The 14,238-nt window shown below is 72.8% G+C and carries 13 protein-coding genes; 7 read left to right on the top strand and 6 right to left on the bottom strand.

What is annotated here, in order from left to right; genetic code table 11:
* Nucleotides 1-8: 8 nt before the first annotated feature.
* The 5 genes from glmS to tsaE are packed head-to-tail and all read left to right on the top strand — an operon-like array spanning nt 9 to nt 5,015.
* Nucleotides 9-1,856: a glutamine--fructose-6-phosphate transaminase (isomerizing) gene (gene glmS / locus DEJ25_RS00755; RefSeq protein ID WP_110903534.1), complete on the top strand. Its 1,848-nt coding sequence runs from the start codon at nt 9-11 to the stop codon at nt 1,854-1,856.
* Nucleotides 1,857-1,862: 6 nt separating this feature from the next.
* A complete protein-coding gene (locus DEJ25_RS00750) occupies nt 1,863-2,261 on the top strand; it encodes a holo-ACP synthase (protein ID WP_111043478.1) in 399 nt (132 codons plus the stop codon).
* Nucleotides 2,258-3,361, top strand: a complete 1,104-nt coding sequence (gene alr / locus DEJ25_RS00745) for an alanine racemase (protein WP_111043477.1) — start codon at nt 2,258-2,260, stop codon at nt 3,359-3,361. Before DEJ25_RS00750 ends, alr (DEJ25_RS00745) begins: the two co-directional genes overlap by 4 nt.
* The gene (gene alr, locus DEJ25_RS00740; protein WP_181427311.1) at nt 3,358-4,521 is read left to right on the top strand and encodes an alanine racemase; all 1,164 of its coding nucleotides are present in this window, start codon (nt 3,358-3,360) and stop codon (nt 4,519-4,521) included. The genes alr (DEJ25_RS00745) and alr (DEJ25_RS00740) overlap by 4 nt, the downstream gene beginning before the upstream one ends.
* Nucleotides 4,522-4,559: 38 nt before the next feature.
* Nucleotides 4,560-5,015: a tRNA (adenosine(37)-N6)-threonylcarbamoyltransferase complex ATPase subunit type 1 TsaE gene (gene tsaE, locus DEJ25_RS00735; RefSeq protein ID WP_110903594.1), complete on the top strand. Its 456-nt coding sequence runs from the start codon at nt 4,560-4,562 to the stop codon at nt 5,013-5,015.
* Between the two features lie 62 nt (nt 5,016-5,077).
* Here the strand turns inward: tsaE and DEJ25_RS00730 are convergent, their stop codons facing one another.
* The 4 genes from DEJ25_RS00730 to DEJ25_RS00720 all read right to left on the bottom strand — a co-directional run bounded on the left by DEJ25_RS00730 (nt 5,078) and on the right by DEJ25_RS00720 (nt 8,186).
* On the bottom strand, nt 5,078-6,406 hold the full coding sequence (locus tag DEJ25_RS00730) for a glycoside hydrolase family 16 protein (RefSeq protein ID WP_220033145.1): 1,329 nt from the start codon (nt 6,404-6,406) through the stop codon (nt 5,078-5,080).
* A 344-nt stretch (nt 6,407-6,750) separates the two neighbouring features.
* A complete protein-coding gene (locus tag DEJ25_RS16530) occupies nt 6,751-6,909 on the bottom strand; it encodes a hypothetical protein (RefSeq protein ID WP_181427310.1) in 159 nt (52 codons plus the stop codon).
* Nucleotides 6,906-7,505 (bottom strand): dihydrofolate reductase family protein, encoded by a 600-nt coding sequence (locus DEJ25_RS00725; protein WP_110903529.1) that lies wholly within the window; start codon nt 7,503-7,505, stop codon nt 6,906-6,908. The genes DEJ25_RS16530 and DEJ25_RS00725 overlap by 4 nt, the downstream gene beginning before the upstream one ends.
* A 69-nt stretch (nt 7,506-7,574) precedes the next feature.
* Nucleotides 7,575-8,186 (bottom strand): hypothetical protein, encoded by a 612-nt coding sequence (locus DEJ25_RS00720; protein ID WP_111043474.1) that lies wholly within the window; start codon nt 8,184-8,186, stop codon nt 7,575-7,577.
* Between the two features lie 188 nt (nt 8,187-8,374).
* On the opposite strand from DEJ25_RS00720, the gene DEJ25_RS00715 reads away from it, so the two are divergent.
* Nucleotides 8,375-9,868 (top strand): 3' terminal RNA ribose 2'-O-methyltransferase Hen1, encoded by a 1,494-nt coding sequence (locus DEJ25_RS00715; protein ID WP_111043473.1) that lies wholly within the window; start codon nt 8,375-8,377, stop codon nt 9,866-9,868.
* Nucleotides 9,865-12,483: a polynucleotide kinase-phosphatase gene (locus DEJ25_RS00710; RefSeq protein ID WP_111043472.1), complete on the top strand. Its 2,619-nt coding sequence runs from the start codon at nt 9,865-9,867 to the stop codon at nt 12,481-12,483. Before DEJ25_RS00715 ends, DEJ25_RS00710 begins: the two co-directional genes overlap by 4 nt.
* 50 nt (nt 12,484-12,533) lie before the next feature.
* On the opposite strand, the gene DEJ25_RS00705 is transcribed toward DEJ25_RS00710, so the two are convergent.
* A complete protein-coding gene (locus DEJ25_RS00705; protein ID WP_111043471.1) occupies nt 12,534-13,607 on the bottom strand; it encodes a CU044_5270 family protein in 1,074 nt (357 codons plus the stop codon).
* Entirely contained in the window at nt 13,600-14,145 is a 546-nt protein-coding gene (locus DEJ25_RS00700) for an RNA polymerase sigma factor (RefSeq protein ID WP_181421555.1), read from the bottom strand. The genes DEJ25_RS00705 and DEJ25_RS00700 overlap by 8 nt, the downstream gene beginning before the upstream one ends.
* Between the last annotated feature and the right edge of the window lie 93 nt (nt 14,146-14,238).

Here is a 14,238-nt window from a genome sequence, read left to right as displayed (position 1 = left end):
TCGATCCCATGTGTGGAATCGTCGGATACGTCGGCAGCAACAGCAGCACGGACGTCCTCCTCGGGGGCCTCCGGCGCCTCGAGTACCGCGGCTACGACTCGGCCGGCATCGCCGTGGTCGACCCGTCCGGGGACCTGACCTCGGCGAAGAAGGCCGGCAAGCTCCAGATGCTCGTCGACGAGCTCGACACGAACCCGATCGCGGACGGCGGCACCGGCATCGGCCACACACGCTGGGCGACGCACGGCGGCCCGACGGACGAGAACGCGCACCCGCACCTGGCGGACGGCGGCAAGCTCGCGCTGATCCACAACGGCATCATCGAGAACTTCGCCCCGCTGAAGGACGAACTGCTGGCCGAGGGCGTCGTGTTCCACAGCGAGACCGACTCCGAGGTCGCGGCACACCTCGTCGCGCGCGAGTTCCGCGACACCCACGACCTGACCGAGGCGATGCGTCGCACGGTCGCCCGCCTCGACGGCGCCTTCACGCTCCTCGTCGTGCACGCCGACCAGCCCGGCGTCGTCGTCGGCGCCCGTCGCAACTCGCCCCTCGTGGTGGGCCTGGGCGACGGCGAGAACTTCATGGGCTCCGACGTCGCCGCGTTCGTCGCCCACACGCAGCGCGCGCTCGCGATCGGGCAGGACGAGATCGCGACGATCCGCCCCGACGGCGTGGACGTCATCCACTTCGACGGAACCCCCGCCGACCGCAACGAGTTCGAGGTGAACTGGGACGCCTCGGCCGCGGACAAGGGCGGCTGGTCCTCCTTCATGGCGAAGGAGATCAGCGAGGAGCCCGAGGCCGTGCGCAACACGGTCCTCGGCCGCGTGCACGAGGGTGCGGTCACCCTGACCGACCTCGACCCGATCGCCGAGCGGTTGCAGCAGGTCGACCGCGTCATCGTCATCGCCTGCGGCACCGCGGCCTACGCCGGCATGCTCGGCAAGTACGCGATCGAGCAGTGGTCCCGGATCCCGGTGGAGGTCGAGCTCGCCCACGAGTTCCGCTACCGCGACCCGGTGTTGAACGACCGCACGCTCGTCGTCTCGATCAGCCAGTCCGGCGAGACCATGGACACGCTGATGGCCGTCAAGTACGCGCGCGAGCAGGGCGCCCAGGTCCTCTCGATCTGCAACACCCAGGGCGCGACGATCCCGCGCGAGTCCGACGCGGTGATCTACACGCACGCCGGCCCCGAGGTCGCCGTGGCGTCGACGAAGGCGTTCCTGGCCCAGGGCGTCGCGCTCTACCTGCTCGGGCTGCACCTCGCCACACTCCGGGGCACGCTGACCGCCGAGCAGATCGCCGAGCAGGTCGCCGAGCTCGAGGGCTTGCCCGCCAAGCTCCAGCAGACCATCGAGGACGCCGCCGGGGTCGCCGAGCTCGCCAAGTGGATGGCCGACACCCGCAGCGTGCTGTTCCTCGGGCGCCACGTCGGGTACCCGATCGCACTCGAGGGTGCGCTCAAGCTCAAGGAGCTCGCCTACATCCACGCCGAGGGCTTCGCCGCCGGTGAGCTCAAGCACGGCCCGATCGCACTGATCGAGCCCGGCCAGATCGTCTTCGTGATCGTGCCGTCACCGCGTGACGCCCGCTCGCTGCACCCGAAGGTCGTGTCGAACATCCAGGAGATCCGCGCCCGCGGTGCCCGGGTGATCGCGATCGCGGAAGAGGGCGACGCCGCGGTGCTGCCCTTCGCCGACGAGGTCCTGCGGATCCCGCTCGCGACGCCGCTGTTCGAGCCCCTGCTCGCCGTCGCCCCGCTGCACATGTTCGGCATGGAGCTCGCGGCCGCGAAGGGGCTCGACGTGGACCAGCCACGCAACCTCGCGAAGTCGGTCACCGTCGAGTAGTCGGCGATGATCATCGGCATCGGGGTCGACGTGGTCGACCTGGAACGGTTCGAGCGGGTCCTGACACGGACCCCCGCGATGCGGTCGCGGCTGTTCACCGACGCCGAGCAGCTGCGGGACGGTGAGCCGCGCCCGGTGGCATCGCTCGCCGCCCGGTTCGCGGCGAAGGAGGCGTTGATCAAGGCCTTCGGGTCGAGCGCCGGCCTGAGCTGGCGGGAACTCGAGGTCGTCGCCGACGACCAGCGGAACCCGTCCCTCACCCTGCACCAGGGCGCCCAGCGGGTCGCCGACGAGCGCGGCGTCGCGCACGTGCACCTCTCGCTGTCGCACGACGGTGGGATCGCGACGGCGTTCGTCGTCATCGAGGGCCGGGACCGGCCCGCAACGGAAGGACCGATCGCGTGAGCGCGTTCACGGGGGTGACCGTCGACCGGGAGGCGTTGATCGCCAACTACGCCACGGTCGCGGAACAGGTGGCTCCGGCCGGCGTCGTCGCGGTGGTGAAGGCGGACGCGTACGGGCACGGCGCCGTCGAGGTCGCCCGGGCCCTGGTGGACGCGGGTGCGGACTGGCTCGGGGTCGCGGACCTCGACGAGGCGGTGGCACTCCGCGAGGCCGGCATCGACGAGGGCGTCCGGATCCTGGCGTGGTTGCACGCCCCCGACGAGGACTTCCGTCGTGCGGCCCGGTACGGCATCACCCCGGCGGTCTCCAGCGTCGAGCAGCTCTCCACCGCGGCCGACGCCGACGTCCCCGAGGTGCACCTGGTCGTGGACACCGGCCTCAGCCGCAACGGTGCGGTGGAGTCCGAGTGGCCCGAGTTGTTCGCCACCGCAGCCGCACTGTCCCGCGGCGGCGACCGCACCCGGATCGAGGGGGTGATGTCGCACCTGTCGAACGCATCGCGCTCGGACGACCTGGACCAGGACGCGGCGCTGCAGCGGGCGCTCGACGGCCTCGCGGCGGTCGGCATCCGCCCCGACGTCGTGCACCTCGCGGCCAGCGCGGGCAGCCTGGCGCTGCCGGAGACCCGACGGGACCTGACCCGGGTCGGCCTGGCGCTCTACGGACTCAGCCCGTTCCCGGACCGCACCTCCGCTGAACTCGGGCTGCGGCCGGCGATGCGGGTGACCGCCGCGGTGCTGCGGACGGTCGCCGTGCCCGCCGGGGACGGCGTCTCGTACGGGTACACCTGGCGCGCCGAGCAGGACACCCGGCTCGCGGTCATCGGGCTCGGCTACGCCGACGGCTTCGACCGCGCCTACGGCAACCACGTCTCGGTGCGGATCGGGGACCGCCGATTCCCGGTCGTCGGCCGGGTGGCCATGAACGCGATGCACATCGACATCGGGGACGCGGACGTCGCGATCGGGGACGAGGTCGTGCTCTGGGGCGACCCGGCGAACGGCGACCCCGCGGTCGAGGAGTGGGCCGATGCGATCGGCACCATCAACTACGAGGTGGTCGCCCGCGTCGGCCGCAGCGTCGAACGGAGGACGACGTGAGCGCAGGACTGCGCCGGGCGGTCATCGACCTGGACGCCTACCGTGCCAACCTCGATCTCGTCCGGTCCTGGATGGACCCGGTCGAGGTGATGGCGATCATGAAGGCCGACGCGTACGGCCACGGCCTCGAACCGATCGCGCTGACCGCGGTCGACGCGGGGATCCGGTGGATCGGGGTGCTGACGGTGCCGGCAGCGCTGCGGCTGCGCGCGATCGGCGTCGGCGAGGACGTCCACCTGTTCACCTGGCAGCACGACCCGGGGCTGGACTTCCGCGACGCGATCGACTCCGCCGTCGACCTCGGTGTCTCGAACGTCGCCGAGCTGCGCCGCATCGTCGACGCGGTGGACCAGCGACCGGCCCGCGTGCACCTGGGTGTCGACAGCGGTCTGCACCGTGACGGCGCGACGGCGGCGGACTGGACCGCGCTGGTGGAACTGGCGCGCGACGCCCAGCGCGACGGCCGGATCGAGGTCGTCGCCGCCTACACACACCTGGCGGAGTCCTCGGACGCCGACGACGCCGCGGCAGTGGCGCACTTCGACGCGATGGTCGAGCAGGCCGAGGACCTGGGGCTCGACATCCGGTGGGAGCACGTCGCCGCGTCGCTCGCGGGCCTGGAACGCAAGGAGTTCCGGAAGGACATGGTCCGGATGGGCGCCAACTTGTTCGGCATCCCCGGTGCCGACGGAGTGTCCGCCGCCGACCTCGGCCTGACGCCCGTGATGACCCTGACGGCGTCCGTGGCGAAGACGAAGCGCGTCCCGGTCGGTACCGGCGTCTCCTACGACTACACGTACCGCACGGACACCGAGACGACCCTGGCGCTCGTGCCCGTCGGCTACGCGGACGGCGTCCCCCGCGTGGCACAGGGACGCATCGAGGTCGCGATCAACGACACCCGCTACCCGATCGCCGGCCGGGTCGCGATGGACCAGTTCCTGGTCGACGTCGGAGACGACGACGTCCGGGTGGGCGACACCGTGACGCTGTTCGGCACCGGCGAGGACGGCGAGTCCACGGTGCTCGAGTGGGGGCGTGCGCTCGACACCATCGGCGAGGAGATCGTCTGTCGGATCGGCAGCCGGGTCCAGCGCGTCCACGAGGGGCACTCCGGCGAGGGTCGGGTGGGGGAGTACCTGCGGGGCGAACGCTCGTGACCGTCCTCCTCGACACCACGGTCGCGACGACGGACGAGATGGGGGCGCTCGGTGCCCGGATCGCCGCGGTGCTCCGGGCCGGCGACCTGGTCGTCCTCACCGGGCCGCTGGGCGCTGGCAAGACCACGATGACGCGGGGCCTCGGCACCGCGCTCGGTGCGCGCGGGCAGGTGTCGAGTCCGACGTTCGTGCTCGCGCGGACGCACCCGACCACGGCCGGCCCGGACCTGGTGCACGTGGACGCGTACCGGCTGTCGGACCCGGTCGAGCTCGACGACCTGGACCTCGACTGGGACGGCTCGATCGTCGTCGTGGAGTGGGGCCGCGGCATGGTCGACGGGGTCAGCGACAGCATCCTGGACGTCGAGATCACCCGGCCGACCGGCGGTGGCGACGACCTCGGCGACGACCTCGATCCGGACGACGTCCCCGACGAACCCCGTCGAGTGGTGGTGACCGGCACCGGTCCCCGCTGGTCGGGCATCAGGCTCTGACGCCCGACCAGCGGGGACCCTGACCGGACCCTGATTCGCGGACCCCGACCGGCCGGCCCGGCTCAGCTGAGGACGAACCGCTGCGCTGGGGTGCCGTTGCAGTCCCAGATCTGCAACCGGGTGCCGTTCGTCGTGGCGCCGCCCGGTGCGTCGACACACCGGCCGCTGGTCGGGTTCCGGAGCGACCCGTCCGACTGCGCCAGCCAGTTCTGGTAGCCGCCGCCGTTGCAAGTCGCGAGTTGGAGCTTCGTGCCCGCGGCGCTCACCCCTCCGGCGATGTCGAGGCACTTGCCGAGGGTCTGCAGGGTCTGCCCGCTGGCAGTCCAGTGCTGGTCCTTCGCCGCCGCCGCGCAGTCCCAGAGCTGCACCGCGGACCCGTCACCACCGGTGTCGTCACCCGCGACGTCGACGCACGTGCCCCCGGGCGCGGCGATGGTCCGCCCGGTGACCGTCCCACCACCGGCGACCGGACCCTTGTTGTAGACCGCCACGGAGTCGATCACGAGCTGACCGCCGGACGCGGTCGACGCGTTCGGACCACCGCCGAACGCGTTCGGGAAGCCGCCGCCGATCGCCAGGTCGTAGATGATGAAGAACGGGTGGTCGATGGCGTTCGACCACGTGGTCGCATCGACCTGGTTCGCCTTCACCGTGGCGAAGACCGTTCCGTCGAGAGAGAAGCGGACCTGCTCCGGCGACGTCGACCGGTCGATCTCGACCGCGTAGTCGTGGAACCCGGTCTGGCAGCCGGCACAGGCGTGTTCGCCCGAACCGATGCCCGTCGACTCGTTGCAGGGGCCGCCGGGGTTGATGCCGCAGTGGATGGTGCTGAAGACGGAACTGCGGCCGTTGACGTCCTCCATGATGTCGACCTCGCCGGAACCGGGCCAGGTGACCCCGGACCGGAGGGGCGCGCCGAGCATCCAGAACGCGGGCCAGTAGCCCATGCCGTTCGCCGGGGTGACGTTCGGCTGCTGCAGCACGGACTCGATCCGGACCACACCGCCGGGAGCAGCCCCGAAGGTGGCCGCCTGCGTCTCCACCCGGCCGGAGGTCCAGCCGGTCGACGGGTTCGTGCCGCTGTGCAGCGCCTGCAGCACCAGGTGGCCCTGACCGTCGTGGCGGACGTTCGCCGTGCTGCTCGTCATGGTCTCGATCTCACCGGTCCCGAAGCTGCTGCCCGGTCCGGTGTCGTACTTCCACTGCCCCTGGTCGAGTCCGGTGCCGGCGGCGCCGGTGAAGTCGTCGCTCCAGGTCTGCGTGAAGCCCGTGGGTGCTGACGGGATCGCGGCGTGGGCGGCCTGTGGCGCCGTGACGGACGCGATCGGCAGGACCGCGGCGGCGAACACCGCGAACGACGCGAGCGCCGCCCGTCGCAGGGTGATGGTCATGTGAGGCATCGTTGCCTTCTCTCGTGAGTCGAACGAGCGCAAGCCTCCTGCTCCCGGCGGCCGGCTGCCAAGTCGGCACATCGACGGACAAGCGCGGTCCGGTTCCCGCGGAGATCGGACGATGATCTCAGAACGCTTGGGTATCGAGAACGGAGCGCGTAGCGTCGCCCGCGCTACTCCGCGGTCCCTAGCCGCGGCATGCCCGTCCCCCATTACCGGGCCGGCCTCGTCGTGATCGTACGTCGAACCCGACGGCGTCGTAGCGCGAGGGCGCCTGCCACGTGACCCGAACCCGAGTCAGGCGCCCTCGACCTCACCGGTCAGGTGGAGCATCGGGCATCGCGTCAGCGACGGCGCCCGAGCAGCACGACGCCGAACAGCACCACGACTGCGACGACGACGGCGACCAGGACGAACACCCCGGTGCCGTCCATCGTCCCGCCGCCGTCGTCGCAGGGGACCGCGTCCGAGACACAGGACGCTGCGGCCCGGAGGGCGTTCACGTGGCGGATCCCGTGATCGCGTACCGGGTGAGGGTCACGCCGTTGTGGAAGGAACGCTGTTCGAGCAGGTCGAGCAGCAGGGGCTCCGCGACCGGCTCGTCGAAGAGCGGCCGGCCGGTGCCGAGGACCGCGGGGTGCGTGTAGAGCAGCAGCTCGTCGAGGAGCCCGGCGGCGAGCAGCTGCGTGGCGAGGGTGGCACCGCCGACCGCGATGTCCCCCTGGGACTCCCGGCGGAGGGCCGCGAGCTGTTCGATCGCGTCGTCCCCGCCGATGACGCGCGTGTGGTGCTCGGCGCTCGTCCGGGTCCGGGACACCAGGACCTTCGGGATGTCGGTCCAGACCTCGCCGAACTCGCGCAACCACTGCGGCAGTGAATCGTCGTGCCGGGCGTCGGGCCAGAAAGGGTCCATCAAGTCGCGGACGACCCGGCCCTCGACGAACATCGACATGGACCGTGCCCGGTCGTTGAACTCCCGGTGCAGCGGCTCGTCGATGTGCAGCCAGTCCGGGCCGTCCAGGCCGCTGTGGTCGTCACGGTCGCGCTCGATGAGCAGGTCGAGCGAGACGTTCATCCAGTACACGAACCGAGCGGGCACGGCGGACTCCTTCGTCGGTGTCTCGACGGTAGCGCCGCAGCAGAGCACCGACAAGGACGAGCGGACCGCTCAGCGACGAGCCGCCGCTCGGGTCCGGAGGCCACAGCTCCGACGCTCGAGGTCCGCCAGCGCCGCCACCGTCTGCGGGTCCCGCCCACGCCACCGGTCCACCACACCGGGGCCGAGGGCGACGACCGCGTCCCGGCGGACGAGTGCCCGGAGCGCGAGCAACTCCGCCCCGTCCGGCGACCGGTCGACCCGACTGGTCGCGGTCGCCACCCGGACGAAACGCCCACGGGTCCGCGTCCACACCAGCAGCAGGAGCGCGATGACGACCACGGTCAGGCCTCCGCCGACCAGGTGCGCGAGGTGCAGTGCGGTGTCGTGCTGCTGGGCGCCCGCGGCAGCGACGGCGCCCGCGTGCTCGCTCGCCTTCCGGAGCGGCGCACTGACGGCGTCGCCGGCCAGCGGGATCCGCGACAGTGCCCGGGCGGTGGCAGACAGCTGCTGCTGGAACGCCGACCCCTCGGACTGCACGCGCGTTCCGATCGTGGCGAGCCGCGCGATCGAACCGGCGACGTCGCGGCCGATGACCACCGCCAGGACCATGCCGACCAGGACGAGCACGTCGGCGACGACCTGCCGGGCACGTCGGGTCGGGCGGCTGTCGTAGACGACCATCACGGGCCTCCTGTCCGGGACCCGGCGTGGGTCTCCTGTGGCGGACCGGTGCCGGGGTCGGCGGGACGGTCGACGTCCCAGTCTGCTGACGTTCCCTGTGCGCCGTTCGCTGGTACTAGGCTCGCTCTCCGGCCTCGGACCAGCCGGCCGGCAGCGGTGCCGGACGACGACGATCGGAGGCCACGCGCATGCTCGTGACCATCACCACCCGCGGCGACGCGGCCCCGGACCTCTCCCACCTGCTGCACAAGCACCCCCGTCGGGCACAGTCCTTCGACCTCAGCGTCGGCACGGCGCACGTCTTCTACCCCGTGGACACCCCGGACGTGTGCTCCGCCGCCCTGCTGCTCGAGGTCGACGCGATCGCCCTCGCGCGCAGCAAGCGGTACGGCGCGGACGCGCAGGCCCTGTCCCGGTACGTGAACGACCGGCCGTACGCCTCCACCTCGATGCTCGCCCTCGCGATCGGGCAGGTGTTCCGTAGTGCGATGGGCGGGCGCAGCGCCTCCCGGCCGGAGCGCGCGGCCGCACCGATGGACCTGGAGCTCGCCCTGACCAGCGTGCCGAGCGAGGTCGACGAGCACGGCGTCGGCCTGGCCTCGCGGCTGTTCGCGCCCCTCGGCTGGGACGTCGACGAGACCCGGCGACCGCTCGACGACACGCGACCGGAGTGGGGCGACGCCGCCACGGTCGGCCTGCGGCTCCGCGGGCGGGTCCGGCTCTCGGACGCGCTGCGGCAGCTCACCGTGCTGCTGCCGGTGCTCGACGACGCCAAGCACTACTGGGTCGGGGACGACGAGGTCGGCATGCTGCTCCGCCGGGGCGAGGGGTGGCTCGCCGAGCACCCGCTCCGGGAGCTCATCACCACCCGGTCGCTCGCGCACCAGCGGTCGCTCGTGGACGATGCGACGTCCCGGCTGCTGGGGCTCGACGGCACGGCCGGGGACGGCGGGGCGGTGGACGCGCCCGTCGACGAGGCGTCCGCGGACGACGACGGGACGTCGGCTCGCGAGACGCCCCTGTACCGGCGCCGTGCCGAGGCCGTCCTGACGGCGCTCGCCGACGTGCAGGCCCACACCGTCGCCGACGTCGGCTGCGGCGAGGGTGCCCTGCTCCGACACCTGTTCGCCGACCGGTCGTTCACGACGATCATCGGCACCGACGTGGCACCCCGCGAACTCGCACGAGCCGAGCGGCGCCTGCGGCTCGACGACGTCAGCGACGAGCAGCGTGCCCGGGTGCGGCTGCTGCGGTCGTCGGTCACGTACTCCGACGACCGCATCGCCGGACTCGACGCGGTGGTGCTCATGGAGGTCGTCGAGCACGTCGACCCCGAGCGACTGCCGGCGCTCGAGGCGTCGGTGTTCCTGGCCGCCCGACCCGCAGCCGTCGTCGTGACCACCCCGAACGCCGAGCACAACGTCCGCTTCGCCTCGCTGGCGGCCGGCCGGTTCCGACACCCGGATCACCGGTTCGAGTGGACGCGCGACGAGTTCCGCACCTGGGCGCAGGCCGTCGCCGACCGGCACGGCTACACGGTCGAGCACCGACCCGTCGGTGACGACGACCCCGAGGTCGGCCCACCCACGCAGCTCGCCCTGTTCCGCCGCCACACGACCAGCAGCCCGACGAACGGCAGCCTGACGACCATCAGCACGACGACCGGAGGCACCGCCGCATGACCGCCCTGACCGTCCCCACCATGTCCCTGGTGCTCCTCGTCGGCACGAGCGGCTCCGGCAAGTCCACGTTCGCCGCGCAGCACTTCGGCCGGTTCGAGACCCTGTCGAGCGACTTCTTCCGCGGCCTCGTCTCGAACGACGAGGACGACCAGGCCGCGACCCCGGCCGCCTTCGAGGCCCTGAAGCACGTCGCCGCGCAGCGTCTGCGCGCCGGACTGCTCACCGTCGTCGACGCGACGAACGTCCAGGCCGAGGCCCGCCGCGACTTCGTGGAGCTCGCCCGCGCGCACGACGTCCTGCCGGTCGCGATCGTCCTCGACGTCCCCGAGCCGGTCTGCGTCGCCCGGAACGCCGCCCGCACCGGTCGGGACTTCGGACCCGAGGTCATCCGCCGCCAGCAGGGACAGCTCCGGCGCGGGCTCAAGGGCCTGGGCAAGGAGGGTTTCCGCCGCGTCCACGTGCTGCACGGCGAGGACGAGATCGCCGCCGCCACGATCGTCCGCGAGCCCCTGCTCAACGACCGGACGGGCGAGCACGGCCCGTTCGACGTGATCGGGGACGTGCACGGCTGCCGCTCCGAGCTCGAGTCGCTCCTCGGTCGGCTCGGCTGGAGCCTGGTCCGCGACGACCTCGGTCGCCCCGTCGACGCCGTCCACCCGGAGGGCCGTCAGGCGCTGTTCCTCGGCGACCTGGTCGACCGCGGACCGGACTCCCCGGGCGTCCTCCGCCTCGTGATGGGCATGGTGCGGAACGGCCACGCCCTCGCCGTGCCCGGCAACCACGAGGACAAGCTCGTCCGCGCGCTCGACGGCCGCAAGGTGCAGACCGCGCACGGGCTCGCCGAGACCCTCGCCCAGCTCGCCGCCGAGCCGGACGCCTTCCGCGACGAGGTCCGCGAGTTCTGCCGCGCCCTCGTCGGCCACCTGGTGCTCGACGACGGCCGGCTCGTCGTCGCCCACGCCGGGCTGAAGGAGCAGTACCAGGGCCGGGCCTCCGGCCGGGTGCGGTCCTTCGCGCTCTACGGTGACACCACCGGGGAGAGCGACGAGTACGGCCTGCCCGTCCGCCTGCCGTGGGCCGACGACTACCGCGGATCGGCGATGGTCCTGTACGGGCACACCCCGACCGTCGACGCCGAGTGGATCAACGGCACCATGTGCCTCGACACCGGGTGCGTGTTCGGCGGCAAGCTCTCCGCGCTGCGCTACCCCGAGCGCGAGGTCGTCCAGGTCGACGCCGAGCGGGTCCACTACGAAGCCGCCAAGCCGCTCGAGCCGCTGCGCGGACCGGGCACGTCGACGACAGGTGCCGACGGTGCGGACGCGGGGCGTGCCTCCAGTCCGGCCGGGAGGCCCGTGGCCGGCCCCGCCGCACCGCGTCGCGTCCCCGGACTGCTGCCGATCGAGGACGTCACCGGTAAACAGATCGTCGAGACCCGGCACCACGGCCGGATCGGCATCCGCGCCGAGAACGCCGCCGGCGCCCTCGAGGTGATGAGCCGCTTCGCCGTCGACCCGCGCTGGCTGCCGTACCTGCCGCCGACCATGAGCCCGGTCGCGACCTCTGCACGCCCGGACCACCTGGAGCACCCGGACGAGGCGTTCGCCTACTACCGGGGCCAGGGCGTCGACCAGGTCCGGATGGAGGAGAAGCACATGGGCTCCCGCGGGACCGTGCTGCTCGCACGCGACCCCGCTCGGTTCGGTGCTGCGGCCGACTGGAACGGCGTCGTCACGACTCGCACCGGCCGGGCGTTCTTCGGTGCCGCGGGCACCCGGACCTTCCTCGGACGGCTCGACGCGGCCGTCGACGCAGCTGGCCTCTGGGACGAGCTCGACACCGACTGGCTGCTGCTCGACGGCGAGGTGCTGCCGTGGGCGGTCAAGGCCGAGGGCATGATCCGCGACTGGTACGCCGAGGTGGGCGCCGCTGCTGGCGGGGCGTTCCCGGACGCCCTGGCCGCGCTCGCCGCAGCCCGGGACAGCGGGGTCGACGTCACCGACCTGCTGGCCCGGACCGAGCAGCGCGCGGTCGACGCGACCGCCTACACCGAGTCCTACCGGCGGTACGCCGACCCGGCGACCGGCCTCGACGACGTGCGGTTCGCGCCGTTCCAGGTCCTCGCGGCCGAGGGACGGACGTTCGCCGACCGGCCGCACGGCTGGCACATGGCGATCGCCGACCGGCTGGCTGCCGCTGCACCGGACGTGGTGCGCGCGACCCGGTCACTGCTCGTCGACGTGCGCGACGAGGCCAGCTGCGCGGCCGGGACCGAGTGGTGGCAGGAACGCACCGGCGCCGGCGGTGAGGGCGCCGTCGTGAAGCCCGAGTCGAACCTGACCCGGGGGCCGAAGGGGCTCGTGCAGCCGGGCGTGAAGGTCCGCGGGCGGGAGTACCTGCGGATCATCTACGGGCCGGAGTACACCGAGCCCGGCAACCTGGCGCGGCTGAAGGACCGGGACCTCGGACACAAGCGGTCGATGGCGCTCCGCGAGTACGCCCTCGGGCTGGAGTCGCTCGAACGCTTCGTCGAGGGTGAGCCGCTGTGGCGCGTGCACCAGGCCGTGTTCGGGGTGCTCGCGATGGAGTCCGAGGCGGTCGACCCGCGGTTGTGAGCGGTGGGCGGACGGGAGCAGGTCGCCCGTCCGCCCCCGCCCGGAACCCGTCAGGGCTGGTCGTCCACCGGGAGGACCCGGACGGACACCGAGTCGATCAGCGTCCCCGCGGGGATGCTGCCGTTCCGCTGCGTCTGCACGGTCCGTTCGCCGAGGTAGGTGCCGGACGTCCGGTCGATGATCACGTCCTGGCGTTCCCCACCGGTGCGTGCCGGCAGCCCGACGGCCGTCCCGACCCGACCGTCGAGTGACGCCTGCTCCTCGGTGACGACGATGCCCGGCAGGGTCGCCAGTGCCTCGTACATCGCCGCGCGGAGGTCGGCGGGTACCAGTCCGGTCCGGAGGAGCTCCTGGACGGTGTCGAACACGTGCTCCGCGTCCGTCGTGTCCACCGCTCGGGGTGCGTCCTCGATCCGGCGGACGAGGGCATCGGGATCGCGGGGCAGGCCCTCGATGTCCGCCACCGTCAGCGTGCCCGGTCGGACCCCGCCCAGCTCGCCGACCGTGAAGTCCCCGCCGACCGCACGCTCCCACCGGGGGTCGTCGCGGTGCGCCTCGGTCGCGTAGTCGTCCGCCGCGGCCTTCCGGGCAGCGGCGCCGCCGTAGAAGGTCGTCGCCGGCCCCGACCACGTCTCGCGGACCCAGGTGCCGGACACGTCGGCCGGCACCCACGTCGTGCTCGTCGTCGGCGCCAGGTACCCCTCGTCGTAGTGCTCCCCGTCCGAGGTCGCGTACCCGAGCGCCCGCTCGGTCTCGACCACCTTCGTGAAGGCGCCGACGGGTGCCCGGTCGTCGGCGGCGGCACGGGCGGCCTCGCGCAACGTGGCCGCAGCAGCCGGCGCGGGCGACGACCAGTGCGTGATCCCGATCCCGGAGGCGACCAGGCCGCCGGCGAGCACCACCGCGGCACCGGCGACCAGGACGGGGCGGAACCGACGACGGGGACGGACGGGAGGGACGGTGCGGGCCGGACCCGCGCCTCCCGTCCCCGGGGCGGTCACCGTCGCGGCCTGCGCGGCGGCGTCGAACCGCATGCGTGCACGGTCGAGCGCCGCGTCGAGGACCTCGGGCGGCACGTCGTCCTGCCGCAGCAGACGGAGGGTGGAGAGGTCGTCATCAGACATGGAGGGGTCCGTTCAGGGAGTCGGCGGCGCCCGGGACGGCACGGAGGGCCGTGCGGGCGCGGTTCAGTCGGGAGCGGACGGTCCCGACGGGGACGCCCGTCGCCGCCGCGATCTGCTCGTAGGTGAGCTCGGCCCACGCGTACAGCAGCACGGTGTCCCGGACCGCGGGGCGCATCCGGTCGAGCTCCCGGACCACCGCCTGCACGGCACGCTGCACGTCGACGCGGTCGCCGGTCTCGTCCTCGACGTGCTCCGGTGTCGCGGAACGGGACATCGCCCGGAGCGTCCGCCGCTGCGAGCGCCAGTGTCGGCTGAGCAGGTTCGTCGCGATGCCGAACAGCCACGGCAACGGCTCCTGCCGCTCCGGGTCGAACGAACCCCACCGCACCAGGGCCGTGACGAACGTCTCGCTGAGGATGTCCTCGGCGCTCTGCAGGTCGGTGCGGCGGGCGAGGTAGCGCAGGATGCGGCGGCCGTGCAGGTCGAACTGGCGACCGAGCTCGGCGGCGGCGTCTGGCGGGGGATGGTTGCTGGGCACGATTGGTGTTGCCCGATCGGGGTGGGGGAGTTCCATCTTCGTCCCCGGAGGCCCGTCGCGGAAGCCGGATCCGCGCTGGTCGACGGCCCTCGC

This window comes from Curtobacterium sp. MCPF17_011 (assembly GCF_003234145.1).
Classification (GTDB): Bacteria; Actinomycetota; Actinomycetes; order Actinomycetales; family Microbacteriaceae; genus Curtobacterium.
Note: the sequence above shows the minus strand (reverse complement) of the source record. Positions and strands in the feature narration are given on the sequence as shown.

Bases quoted from the DNA above. Each gene is read 5' to 3' on its own strand.
- glmS (WP_110903534.1), top strand. From the start codon at position 9: ATGTGTGGAATCGTCGGATACGTCGGCAGCAACAGCAGCACGGACGTC.
- DEJ25_RS00750 (WP_111043478.1), top strand. From the start codon at position 1,863: ATGATCATCGGCATCGGGGTCGACGTGGTCGACCTGGAACGGTTCGAG.
- tsaE (WP_110903594.1), top strand. From the start codon at position 4,560: ATGGGGGCGCTCGGTGCCCGGATCGCCGCGGTGCTCCGGGCCGGCGAC.
- DEJ25_RS00730 (WP_220033145.1), bottom strand. From the start codon at position 6,406: ATGACCATCACCCTGCGACGGGCGGCGCTCGCGTCGTTCGCGGTGTTC.
- DEJ25_RS00720 (WP_111043474.1), bottom strand. From the start codon at position 8,186: ATGGTCGTCTACGACAGCCGCCCGACCCGACGTGCCCGGCAGGTCGTC.
- DEJ25_RS00715 (WP_111043473.1), top strand. From the start codon at position 8,375: ATGCTCGTGACCATCACCACCCGCGGCGACGCGGCCCCGGACCTCTCC.
- DEJ25_RS00710 (WP_111043472.1), top strand. From the start codon at position 9,865: ATGACCGCCCTGACCGTCCCCACCATGTCCCTGGTGCTCCTCGTCGGC.
- DEJ25_RS00705 (WP_111043471.1), bottom strand. From the start codon at position 13,607: ATGTCTGATGACGACCTCTCCACCCTCCGTCTGCTGCGGCAGGACGAC.